This window comes from Aphanothece hegewaldii CCALA 016, assembly GCF_003007785.1.
GTDB lineage: Bacteria > Cyanobacteriota > Cyanobacteriia > Cyanobacteriales > Microcystaceae > Chroococcus > Chroococcus hegewaldii.
This window is the reverse complement of the sequence record NZ_PXOH01000001.1, coordinates 305,806-318,055: the sequence shown is the minus strand read 5'-3', so window position 1 is coordinate 318,055 and position 12,250 is coordinate 305,806. Positions and strand designations below refer to the sequence as shown.

General features: G+C 36.1%; 9 protein-coding genes. 8 read left to right on the top strand and 1 reads right to left on the bottom strand.

The window, feature by feature from the left end; all coding sequences use genetic code 11:
* Positions 1-4: 4 nt before the first annotated feature.
* The gene (locus C7H19_RS01490; RefSeq protein ID WP_106455109.1) at positions 5-1,222 is read right to left on the bottom strand and encodes a glycoside hydrolase family 5 protein; all 1,218 of its coding nucleotides are present in this window, start codon (positions 1,220-1,222) and stop codon (positions 5-7) included.
* 113 nt (positions 1,223-1,335) lie between these two features.
* Between C7H19_RS01490 and C7H19_RS01485 the strand changes: the two genes are divergently transcribed.
* The 8 genes from C7H19_RS01485 to mnmA all read left to right on the top strand — a co-directional run bounded on the left by C7H19_RS01485 (position 1,336) and on the right by mnmA (position 11,910).
* On the top strand, positions 1,336-2,796 hold the full coding sequence (locus C7H19_RS01485; protein ID WP_106455108.1) for a tetratricopeptide repeat protein: 1,461 nt from the start codon (positions 1,336-1,338) through the stop codon (positions 2,794-2,796).
* A 10-nt stretch (positions 2,797-2,806) separates the two neighbouring features.
* Positions 2,807-4,360, top strand: coding sequence for a tetratricopeptide repeat protein (locus tag C7H19_RS01480; RefSeq protein WP_106455107.1), 1,554 nt, complete (start codon positions 2,807-2,809; stop codon positions 4,358-4,360).
* Positions 4,357-6,408: a tetratricopeptide repeat protein gene (locus C7H19_RS01475; protein ID WP_106455106.1), complete on the top strand. Its 2,052-nt coding sequence runs from the start codon at positions 4,357-4,359 to the stop codon at positions 6,406-6,408. The genes C7H19_RS01480 and C7H19_RS01475 overlap by 4 nt, the downstream gene beginning before the upstream one ends.
* Before the next feature lie 140 nt (positions 6,409-6,548).
* Positions 6,549-8,453, top strand: coding sequence for a tRNA uridine-5-carboxymethylaminomethyl(34) synthesis enzyme MnmG (gene mnmG, locus C7H19_RS01470; RefSeq protein ID WP_106455105.1), 1,905 nt, complete (start codon positions 6,549-6,551; stop codon positions 8,451-8,453).
* Positions 8,454-8,508: 55 nt separating this feature from the next.
* A complete protein-coding gene (locus C7H19_RS01465) occupies positions 8,509-8,766 on the top strand; it encodes an AbrB/MazE/SpoVT family DNA-binding domain-containing protein (RefSeq protein ID WP_106455104.1) in 258 nt (85 codons plus the stop codon).
* On the top strand, positions 8,766-9,194 hold the full coding sequence (locus tag C7H19_RS01460; protein ID WP_106455103.1) for a putative toxin-antitoxin system toxin component, PIN family: 429 nt from the start codon (positions 8,766-8,768) through the stop codon (positions 9,192-9,194). The genes C7H19_RS01465 and C7H19_RS01460 overlap by 1 nt, the downstream gene beginning before the upstream one ends.
* Positions 9,195-9,236: 42 nt before the next feature.
* Complete coding sequence (gene gatB / locus C7H19_RS01455) at positions 9,237-10,724, top strand: Asp-tRNA(Asn)/Glu-tRNA(Gln) amidotransferase subunit GatB (RefSeq protein WP_106455102.1); 1,488 nt, start codon at positions 9,237-9,239, stop codon at positions 10,722-10,724.
* 133 nt (positions 10,725-10,857) lie between these two features.
* On the top strand, positions 10,858-11,910 hold the full coding sequence (gene mnmA / locus C7H19_RS01450; RefSeq protein ID WP_106455101.1) for a tRNA 2-thiouridine(34) synthase MnmA: 1,053 nt from the start codon (positions 10,858-10,860) through the stop codon (positions 11,908-11,910).
* Positions 11,911-12,250: the final 340 nt, after the last annotated feature.

Sequence of the window (12,250 nt, the reverse complement as noted above, 5' to 3'; positions counted from 1 at the left end):
TTAATTAACGACGTGAAAACGATTTTTTGAGCAACTCAATAAGCTCAGTTTTAGGCTGATAATTTCCTTTCTCATCTAACCAATAAAGACCCTGTTGACTTTGATCCTCTTCGGTTTTAAACGTCCAATAGGTATAAGGAATTTTATACTGGTCAAAAAGAGCTAAAACATCAGCAATGTATTTAAGTTGTCCCGGAGCCTCACTTCTAACACCGACTTGATTGACAAACAGAGGAACATTGTATTGCTCACGAAATTTTACAGCAGGTTGCAAAAGCCGAGCTAAATATTCTTTGTTTAAAGTAATAGTTTCTCCTTGCCTATTTTGAAAAGTACCGGGATAAGTGATCAAAGGAAGTCCTTTAACTTCTCGTCGATTAGTTTTAACATATTCAGAAGGCTCATAATAATTAAATGTATAAATTAAATTTTTATCGTTTTTAATGTAAATATTGGGTAACTGATTAAGATCATAGTTATCACTAGGTCCGACAATAAGAGGAGTCGTCGAGTCATATTGTCTAATGACTTCTATAGCTTCTTGATAAAATTTTTGAACCTCTTTTGTAGTAGCATACTTCTTCCTGAGCGGGTGAGGTTCATTGAGAATCTCATAAGCAGCAATATAAGGTTTATTTTTATATCTTTGAACTAAAAAAGCCCATGTTTCAAAAAATTCTTTTCTCAACGCTGGATTCGTCCAATAATTCTCCGCATTGTCTCCCGCACCTTCATCGGAAGTAGCCGATAAAATAACCCATAATTTTTGTTGAACACACCAATCGACATATTTATCTAAAAGTGCAAGTCCTTCAGGTGAAATATTACCTGGAGCATTACTATCTCGAATATCGCTTTTTTTTCCGCTAAAATACCATTTAAAAGGTAAACGAACCGCATTAGCACCCATTTTAGCTGTTTCCACACCATCTTGAGGCTGTATTGATCCCCACCACCCCCAGTTAACACCTCGCCATTCAATAAGTTTGCCTTCTGGTGTAAAAATCTGACTACCTTTTACTGTTAATCTAACTGGTGACTGCTTAATCGATTCAGTCTGTTGTACTTGTCTTTTTCTTTTAGGCTCTGCTACTTCCTGTCTATCTTTTGTTGATGCAGGTGGGGTAATGGAAGTATTTTGCCCTGAAGTAACTGACTGACAAGATGTTAAGCCAATAATTGTATTGACTAATATTAGTAAATATATTTTAATGGAAGACATCTCTATAAATTTTCATTGAAATAGCTTAATACCATTATATTTTATCACTGATAATGGTTTTTTACAATATTTTAAAGAAAATTTTTTGACCCATATCTAGATTTTATAATTCTATGATTGCAAGTTATTTGAGTGAAGCCATTATAACAGTTGAAAAGCTACTGGGCGATTCAATAGAATATTCAGAAAATTGGCAATTAGCTTGCTTAAAACTTAGTGAGATTCTACAGAGTATGGGACTCTTTGATTCTTCTCGATGGTGGTGTTCTTCAGCTTTACCAGAGTTGCCATCTTTAAGCGAAATTTATTTTAGTATTGGGGAACTTTATGACTTTTTAAGTGAGTCAGAAAAAGCGATCGCCGCATATGAAAAATCTCTTTCATATAATGACAGTGCTTTAATTTACGATAATTTAGCGGCGGTTTACAATAAATCTGGTCAAACTGACAAAGCAATGACCTATTGGTATCAAGCTTTTCTGCTCAATTCAGAGCAAATCGCACCACGTAATTGTTATAAATTAGCGAAAGCACTTTACAAACAAGGACAAATTGAACAAGCAATTAATTGTCACCAACAGGCAATTCAAACCAATCCTCAATTCTGGGCTTCTTATTATGACCTTGCTGATATTTTTACGGCGCAAAAAGATTTGGGAAAAGCGCAAAAATGTCTCTTACAATTGCTCGATCAAGATGCTAATCAAATTAAAGCATATTATAAATTAGGAATGCTTTACCTCAAACAAAATCAGCCAGAACAAGCCCTTGTGCAATTCGATAAGAGTATAAAAATCAAACCCAATTTTGCTTTAGCCTATCGAGAAGTAATTAAAATTCAGATGCGTACTCAACAATGGGAAGCGGCTAAAATAAGTTGTGAACAATTTTTAAAAGAAATTAAAAATAATCCTTCGTGGCTCTATGCTTATTTAGCTAATTGTTACTCTAAATTAGGACAAACAGATCAAGCAAAAACTTATTATCAAAAAGTTTGTGAATTAAGAGGATGGTTAGACTGTTCTCTCAAAGATTATTATTTTACTCAAGATAACTTTACTTTTAAAATTCCTATTTGGACACAATATCTCAATCATCTTATTGCTCACAGAGAAAGTCAAGTATTAGAGATTGGGAGTTCGCAAGGAATGTCTATTTGTTGGTTACTTAATAACATTTTAACTGATTCATCCGCCCAAATAACTTGTATTGACAAAGCATTTAGTGAAATATTTTTAGATAACATTGCCAAAACTTCAGCCAAAGAAAGAGTTAAACTTTTGAAAGGAAAAGCCAGTAAGCTACTGGCTAATCATCAAACCAATTTTTTTGATTTAATTAATGTTAATGATCGCTCAAGAAATACAGGTATAACAGAAGAAGACGCAATGCTTTATTGGCAAGTTCTTAAGGAAAAAGGACTAATTTTTTTTAGTAAGTCCCCAAATCGTGAGATGACTAACAATTGGCAAGAACTAGCCATACAATTGTCTTCCTTTTTAAAAAATATTGAGCGTCATGCTAAAATTTTTCATTATTCCCATCAAATTATTATTCAAAAGATAAAAAGTTGAGGTTATTTCGTTGGAAACATTACCCGATCAAACACCAAAAATAGTAGAAGCAATAAAATATTACCTTAAACAGATTAAACAAGAGCCAAATGCTGAAGCTTACTGTAACTTAGGAAGTTTATTCGCACTTTTAAAAAAATGGAAGGTAGCGATCGCTTTTTACCGTAAAGCTATCCAAATCGAGCCGAATAATGCGATAACTTACCGCAACATGACACGGGCTTTAATGATGATGGGACAACAAACGGAAGCAGTACAATGCTGGTACGAAGCATTTTTAAATGAGCCGACGATTCAGCCAGAGCAATACTTAACACTTGGTTTAAACTTAGCCAAACAAGGGCAATACCAACAAGCAATTGATTGCTACAAAAAAATGTTAGAGGTTACTCCTCAAAACTCCCCAATTGAAAAGCAAATTTTTCACAATTACCAAACGGTTTTAGACGCAAATCCTCAAACTACTCATCAGGATTATTTAAACTTAGGTAAATTAATGAGAAAGTCTAGCTACTTTCAAAAAGCAATTATCTGTTTTCAAAAAGCGATTGAAAAAAATCCTTATTCTCGTTCAGCTTATACCGCTATCCAATATACTCGAATTGCTCCAGAACAGTTAGATTCGCTGATTCAATTTTATCAAAAAATGCTACAAAGTCATGAAAATAATCCTGTACTCTGGGGAAATTTAGGAGATGCACTGACGCAAAAAGGAGAATTGAAAGAGGCGATGATTTGTTATCGAAAAAGCAATAAAAAAAATCTTCGTAGTTCCCATCCTGAACTTTCACAGCAAGACAATAAATTAAAAAAAGAATGTCCGCCAGATTTTGTAATTATTGGTGCAGCTAAATGTGGCACAACTTCTTTATATAAATATATAGGGCTGCATCCTCAAGTTTTACTACCTCATAAAAAAGAAATTGATTTTTTTAATAAGAATTATTCCTTTGGAATTGATTGGTACTTGTCTCATTTTCCTGGAATTAGCGATTATAAAGATTTTTATACAGGGGAAGCCAGCCCTAATTATTTAGAAAGCTTTGAAACACCGCTTCGTATCTCTCAGTGCTTTCCTCAAATTAAGCTAATTGTTTTATTAAGAAATCCTGTTGAAAGGACAATTTCTTGGTATTTTCATATGATTAATAGAGGAGCAAAAAAAAGAGATTTAGAATCAATTATAAATTCAGCAATTGAGCAAATATCTAATTGTAGTGAATTTCAATTACATAGCCCTAATACTAATCAATTTCCTCGACATATTGGCGGAAGTTTATATGTTTTTCATCTACAACATTGGTTATCGTTTTTTGACCAATCACAATTGTTGATTTTAAAAAGTGAAGATTTATATAGCAAACCTCAAGAGATTATGGATGAAGTTTTTAATTTTTTGGGTCTAGCCAATTATGAAAACTCACGGTATCCTATATGTAATGTTGGTTCTTACAAGCCCATAGCACAAGAAGTAATCAAGAGTTTAGAAGACTTTTTTCAACCCTACAACCAGCAATTAGAAAATTATTTAAATAGAAAGTTTGATTGGGATGCCAAAATATGATGACAGACGAAAAAAGTAAAAAGTTTCAAGAGGAAATTCGTCATTACCGTCAACAGCTTGCCGCAAACCCCGAAAATGCCGAAATTTATGTTAATATAGGAAATATTTACGCAAATCAGCAAGACTGGCGAAAAGCAATCTTTCATTATCGTAAAGCAATAAAACTAAATCCACAATTTGCCGGGGCTTATCGAAATTTGGCTAGAGTTCTTCAACTTAGCGGTAAACCCAAGCACGCAGTTCAAAAATGGTATATAGCCATGAATTTAGAACCTAACTGGTTTAAACCAGAAGAACTTTACACATTAGGTCAAAAATTACAAAAATACGGCAAGCTCGAACAAGCTTGTCAGTGCTATCGTCAAGCCATTCAGCTAAAACCCGATTTTGTAAAAGTTTATGAAGAATTAACGACTATTTTTATTCAACAAAAAAACCAAAATTTAGTCATACAAACCTATCAAGAGGCTATCCAAAATAATTTTCATCATCTCGCAATTTATCTTAAATTAGGAAAAGCTTTTATTATCCAGGAAAACTGGCAACAAGCTAAATTAACATATCAGCAAGCGATAGAAAAGCATCCCGATTCTGTAACTGCCCATGTTGAATTAGCTTTTTCTTTAATAAACCTACAACAGTGGCAAGATGCTATTAATTGCTATCACAAAGTAATTGAATTACAGCCCCAAAATTGGAAGGCTTACTATCAAATCGGTCAAATTTGGCAAAATCAAGAGCAATGGAACGAAGCGATTATAGCTTATGAACAAAGTCTAAAGCTTAATCCTAATCCTGCCTTTATTTATTTTAATCTTGGATTTATCTATTTTAATATGGGTGACTATGAAAAAGCGATCGCCCAATACAGATTAGGGTTTCAATTTACTACCTATCAATCACAAATATCCCTAGATGTTCTTAATTTATATAACCAAGCTTTAAATAAAATTCCTTCTCAAGATGCTGATGAATATTATAAATTAGCTAGAGCGTTTAGAAGCCAAAGTGAATTTCAGTCCGCCATCAACTGCTATCAGCAAGCTATTAAAATAGATAGTGATTTTCAACTCGCTTATATCGATTTGCAATATATCCCTTTCACTGCTGAACAGCTAGATTTAATGATTACGTTTTATCAAAATATACTTCAATATCACCCTCATCTTGCTTTAGCTTGGGGCAATTTAGGAGATCTTTTAACTCAAAGAGGTAAACTTGATGCGGCTATTCAGTGTTATCAAACAAGTAGTTACGAAAAAGCGATTCAAACAAATTTAAGTTTAGCTGCACTCGATTGGAAACAGAAAAAAGAAATAGGGCCAGATTTTATTATTATAGGAGCGGCTAAATGTGGGACAACCTCTTTATACGAATATTTAAGTCAACATCCCCAAGTTATCTTACCACACAAAAAAGAATTAAACTTTTTTTCAGTTCATTATCAACAAGGTATTGAGTGGTATTTATCTCATTTTCCAACTCTAGCTGATAACGCAGATTTTATTACAGGTGAGGCAACACCCGCCTATTTTGATTATCCCAATGTTCCAGAACGAATTTATAATCTATTTCCTCATGTCAAGCTAATTGTTCTTTTAAGAAATCCTGTTGAACGCGCTATCTCTTGGCATTATCATAAAGTCAACACTGGATATGAAAAGCGAAGTTTAGAAGAAGTCATAAAAGTAGAATTTAAAAAGCTGCAAAAAATTAAATCATTAACTAATATAGATTATCAAACTAAAAGATCTAGTTTTTTTATTGGAAGCTTGTATATTTATTATATTAAACAGTGGTTAAAAATCTTTCCTAAAGAACAACTATTAATTTTGCCAAGCGAAGATTTATATAATCAACCTCAAAAAATTTTATCGCAAACTTTAAATTTTTTAGAAATATCTAATCATTCCTACTCTTCTTATATAATTCACAATCAAGGCTCTTATCCGCCAATAAAAGAAGAATTAAAACAGTTTTTAAATAATTTTTTTAAACCTTATCAAGAAGATTTAGAAAATTGTCTTAATCTAAAATTTTCTTGGTAAACTAAATATTTTGTATATGATTGATTAAGTATGAGTTTGGTCTTTCTACCTAATTCAAGTAAGGATTTAATAACAAACAAGCTTTCTCTGATTCAGCTAAAATAAAAATCTAGGTTAAATTCCCAAACCTGAGAACTTAAATGACCATCAGACCCCCTGTAGACTTCCAAGACGCATTTGATGTAATTGTTGTTGGTGCTGGCCATTCTGGCTGTGAAGCGGCCTTAGCTTGTGCTAGATTGGGTTGTCGTACCTTGATGCTCACCCTAAATCTCGACAAAATCGCTTGGCAACCTTGTAACCCCGCAGTCGGTGGGCCAGCGAAGTCTCAGTTAACCCACGAAGTCGATGCGCTTGGGGGCGAGATCGGGAAAATGGCCGATCGCACTTATCTCCAAAAACGCCTTCTCAATAACTCACGAGGTCCAGCAGTTTGGGCATTACGGGCGCAAACCGATAAGCGAGAATATGCAGCCGTGATGAAAAATATTGTCGAAAATCAAGAAAATCTGTCGATCCGTGAAGGAATGGTCACAGATTTAGTCTTAGGGAAAAATGATCAAGTGATCGGCATCCAAACCTATTTTGGTAGCTGTTTTCAAGCTAAAACCGTGATCCTGACAACTGGAACTTTTCTACAAGGTAAGATTTGGATCGGCGATCGCTCTATGTCTGCTGGCCGCGCTGGCGAATTTGCGGCAATTGGACTAACTGAAACTTTAAATCAATTGGGTTTTGAAACGGGAAGACTCAAAACGGGAACCCCTGCACGAGTTGATAAACGGACAGTCGATTATTCTAGATTAGAACCCCAACCCCCCGACACAGAAATACGCTGGTTTAGCTTTGATCCCGAAGTTTGGCTCGAACGAGAACAAATGAACTGTTATTTAACTCGAACGACCGCCGAAACCCATCAATTGATTAAAGATAATTTACATTTATCCCCAATTTATGGCGGTTTCATCGACTCCAAAGGCCCCCGTTATTGTCCTTCTATTGAAGATAAAATTGTTAGATTTGCCGATAAAGAAAGCCATCAAATCTTTATTGAACCAGAAGGGCGAGATATTCCTGAACTTTATATCCAAGGTTTTTCGACAGGATTACCCGAAAAAATTCAACTAGCAATGTTACATACTTTACCAGGACTAGAAAAGTGTGTAATGTTACGTCCTGCTTATGCGGTGGAATATGATTTTATTCCAGCAACCCAATGTTATCCAACCCTGATGACGAAAAAGATTGAGGGGTTATTCTGCGCGGGACAAGTCAACGGTACAACGGGATATGAAGAAGCAGCTTCCCAAGGTATAGTCGCGGGGATCAATGCAGCGCGTTTCGTTCAAGGACAAGAAATGATTGTTTTCCCCAGAGAACAAAGCTATCTGGGTACTTTAGTCGATGATTTGTGTACGAAAGATCTACGCGAACCCTATCGGATGTTGACCAGTCGCTCAGAATATCGGTTAATGCTACGATCGGATAATGCTGATGAAAGACTAACCCCACTCGGTCGAGAAATTGGTTTAATTGACGATCGCCGTTGGAATATTTATCAACAAAAACAAGCGAATATTATTGCCGAAAAAGAAAGACTCTACGAAACTCGAATCAAAGAACGCGATGAAATTGGCATAGCGATCGCAACTGATACCCAACAAAAGATCAAAGGTTCAGTTTCTCTAGCGGATCTCCTGCGTCGTCCTAATTTTCACTATGTTGATCTCGATCGCTATGGTTTAGGAAATCCAAATTTAACGATTAACGAAAGAGAAAGCGCGGAAATTGATCTTAAATACTCTGGATATCTCAAACGGCAACAAAACCAAATCGAACAAATTAGCCGTCATAGTAATCGTCATTTATCTAATGAAATTGATTACATGAAAATTGATACTTTGTCAATGGAAGCCAGAGAAAAATTAACAAAAATTAAACCCGCGACCATTGGCCAAGCTTCTCGCATTGGTGGAGTAAACCCTGCTGATATCAACGCGTTGTTAGTGTATTTAGAAATGCGTGTGCGTTACCAGTCAGTTTAATCTTTCTACTCTCGTAAATTAAATGAGAGTGTATTTGCTGCTCAGGAGTACAAATATGATTATTACGATTACTGAAAATGGTCAGTTAAATTTACCGCCAGAAATTCAAAGTCAAATTCAAGAGGGGGACAAATATGAAATTTCTGTAATAGAAAATTCAATTGTTTTAAAAAAAGTTCAGAAACCCTTAACTTGGTCGGAATTATCTCGAAGAATTGAACAATTAGGAGAAGATCCCGAACAACCTACCCTTTCAGAAATTAGTGATATAGTCAAAGAAGTAAAACGAGAAATGCGAGCCAAAAATGAATAATGAAAGTAGTTTTAGATGTTAATGTGTGGGTTTCTGGATTACTATGGCGAGGGAGACCTGGATTAATTCTAGATTTATCAAAGAAGCAGCAAATTACTATTTTTGTTTCTGATGGTTTGCGTCAAGAATTAGAAAACACCTTACGACGAACTAAATTTAAATCTAAAATTCAATCTTTGGCAATAACTGTAGAAGATTTGTTGACTGTTATCAAAGAATTATCTCAATCTTCACCTTATTTATCGGTTGAGCTTCCTGAGTTGCGAGATCTTGATGATTTAGTTATTTTAGGAACAGCACAAGCGAGTCAAGCAGAATTTATTATTACAGGTGATCAGGATTTATTGGTTTTAAAAAAATTCAATGACATACCTATTTTAACGCCTCAAGATTTCTTAAAAATGTTTGGTGTTGAAAAGCTACAATAGAGCTAATAGACTATTGTGATAGCTACATTTTAAAAATTACTCATGGTCACTGCTGTTAAGACGAAAACTGAATACGAAGCCATTATCGGTTTAGAAACTCATTGTCAACTCAATACGAAGAGTAAAATATTTTGTAATTGTTCGACAGAGTTTGATAGTCCACCTAATACAAATGTTTGCCCAATCTGTTTGGGTTATCCAGGTGTTTTGCCCGTTCTCAATGAAGAAGTATTAGCCTCGGCGGTAAAATTAGGATTAGCTATCAATGGCCAGATTGCGCTCTACAGTAAATTTGACCGTAAACAGTATTTTTATCCAGATTTACCCAAAAATTACCAAATTTCCCAATTTGATCTCCCGATCGTCGAACATGGTTTCCTCGAAATAGAATTAGTAGACAAGAAAACCAAAGAAATAACCCGTAAAACCATCGGTATTACTCGTCTCCATATGGAAGAAGACGCAGGAAAATTAGTTCATGCAGGAAGTGATAGATTAGCAGGTTCTAGTTATTCTTTGGTAGACTTTAATCGAACAGGTGTACCATTACTCGAAATCGTCTCCGAACCCGATATCCGTAACGGACTTGAAGCCGCCGAATACGTCCAAGAATTGCGCCGTTTGGTGCGTTATCTGGGCATCAGTGACGGTAATATGCAAGAAGGCTCAATGCGCTGTGATGTAAATATTTCCATACGTCCCGTCGGACAAGAAAAATTTGGGACTAAGGTAGAAATTAAAAATATGAACTCTACCAGTGCCATTCAAAAAGCCATAGAATACGAGATCGAACGGCAAACCGAAGCAGTAGAAAACGGCGATAAAATTGCCCAAGAAACCCGTCTTTGGGAAGAAGGCAGCCAACGTACAATCAGTATGCGTTCTAAAGAAGGTTCTAGCGACTATCGTTATTTCCCTGAACCAGATCTCCCACCGCTTGAAGTGACATCCGAACAACTGAACAGGTGGAAAGCAGAATTACCCGAACTTCCCGCACAAAAACGGAGTCGCTACGAGTCGGAATTTAGCTTATCGGCTTATGATGCACGCGTATTAACAGACGATCGCACTGTGGCTGAATATTTTGAAACCGCTATTAATGCGGGGGCAAATGCTAAATTAGTCGCCAACTGGATCACCCAAGATATCGCCGCTTATTTGAATAATAATAAACTAGCGATCGCAGAAATTGCTCTGACACCCACTTCTTTAGCTGAGTTAGTCAGCATGATTGAAAAAGGAACAATTAGCGGTAAGATTGCTAAAGATATTCTCCCTGAACTACTCACAGAAGGCGGATCAGCAAAAGAACTGGTAGAAAAAAAAGGATTAATACAAGTAAGTGATCCGACTGCCATTGAGAAAATCATTGATGAAGTAATTGCAGCACATCCAGGAGAACTCGAAAAATTCAGAAGCGGAAAAACCAATCTTAAAGGATTTTTTGTCGGACAAGTGCTTAAAAAATCTGGTGGTAAAGCTGATCCTAAATTGACTAATCAAATATTAGATAAAAAACTACAAGGATAAAAGACTGTAGAGACGCTTCATTCCGAACCGTCTTTACATTGAATCTCTAACGTTCTGTACTTTTGAAATTCACAAAACAAAAATGTTAACGTAGAATAAAACAGATTGAGCATTTTTTAAACGAAATCAAGTTATGAACAAAGTCGTCGTCGGCTTATCGGGTGGGGTTGATAGTTCTGTCGCGGCTGCAACTTTGCACCATCAAGGATATGATGTAATTGGATTAACCCTCTGGTTGATGAAAGGGAAGGGTCAATGCTGTTCAGAAGGAATGATAGATGCAGCTTCTTTGTGTGAAGAGTTGGGCATTCCTCATCATATCGTTGATAGCCGCGATGTATTTCAAGCCAATATTATTGATTATTTGGTATCAGGATATGAGTCGGGAGTAACTCCCCTACCCTGTTCGCAATGCAATAAAGCGGTGAAATTTGGCCCCATGTTGCATTATGCTACCGAAAAACTTGGCGTTACTCAAATTGCCACAGGACATTATGCTCGTATTCAATATGATGAAATCAGTAAACGCTATCAATTATTACGGGCAGTCGATCGCAATAAAGATCAGTCCTATTTCTTGTATGATTTAACTCAAGATATTTTGGCTGTATCTGTTTTTCCATTAGGAAATCAAACCAAAGAAGAAACGCGACGTATTGCCACAGAATTTGGTCTTAAAACAGCCGATAAACCCGATAGCCAAGATTTATGTTTAATCGAAGCACACGGCTCAATGCGCGACTTTTTAGACAAATATATCAAGCCCACAGAAGGGGATATTGTTGACCTAGACGGGACAGTTTTAGGTAAGCATACAGGGATTCATCATTATACGATCGGACAGCGTAAAGGTATTGGAATCGCTGCCCCAGAGCCTTTGTATGTGGTTAATCTCGATCCAGTGATGAATCGAGTCGTCGTTGGCAGTCGAGACAATGCTGGTAAATCAGATTGTATTGTGAGTAGACTTAACTGGGTTTCCATTAGCGAACCGTCTACCCCCATTCGAGCCGAAGTGCAAATACGTTATCGAACCTCTGCGGTAGAAGTTAATGTTATTCCGCTTTTAAATGGTACTATCAAACTCGTTTTTGATGAGCCTCAGTTTGGTATTACTCCAGGACAAGCCGCCGTTTTATATGATGGTGAAGTGTTACTCGGTGGTGGCATTATCGAGAGAGATTAATTTTAATTTACATTATTTAGGTAATAGTTAGTATTTGACATTCTCTCCCCCTTTTACGGGGGGAGATTCAAGGTTCACCGAGTCCACTTAAATTAAATGCCTTGCGATATTTAATTCAGAGGTGGTTCTCTCCCCTTACTTTAACTTTGGGTATGCCCTACCCTAGTTGGATTACTCCAAAATTTGTTTGTTAGAGACGTGCCATGGCACGTCTGTACAAAGCTGATTGTCTAGTTCCTGCAAAGATTTTACCTGTCCATAGGTAAGAGCTAGAAAAATTGGACAGAACCCGATATCTTTGATTTTCAAGGTGCAGCGTTAACCGTTTAGGCTACTAGGT

Coding starts and splice junctions, on each gene's coding strand:
- C7H19_RS01490 (WP_106455109.1), bottom strand. CDS start 1,222: ATGTCTTCCATTAAAATATATTTACTAATATTAGTCAATACAATTATT.
- C7H19_RS01485 (WP_106455108.1), top strand. CDS start 1,336: ATGATTGCAAGTTATTTGAGTGAAGCCATTATAACAGTTGAAAAGCTA.
- C7H19_RS01475 (WP_106455106.1), top strand. CDS start 4,357: ATGATGACAGACGAAAAAAGTAAAAAGTTTCAAGAGGAAATTCGTCAT.
- mnmG (WP_106455105.1), top strand. CDS start 6,549: ATGACCATCAGACCCCCTGTAGACTTCCAAGACGCATTTGATGTAATT.
- C7H19_RS01465 (WP_106455104.1), top strand. CDS start 8,509: ATGATTATTACGATTACTGAAAATGGTCAGTTAAATTTACCGCCAGAA.
- C7H19_RS01460 (WP_106455103.1), top strand. CDS start 8,766: ATGAAAGTAGTTTTAGATGTTAATGTGTGGGTTTCTGGATTACTATGG.
- gatB (WP_106455102.1), top strand. CDS start 9,237: ATGGTCACTGCTGTTAAGACGAAAACTGAATACGAAGCCATTATCGGT.
- mnmA (WP_106455101.1), top strand. CDS start 10,858: ATGAACAAAGTCGTCGTCGGCTTATCGGGTGGGGTTGATAGTTCTGTC.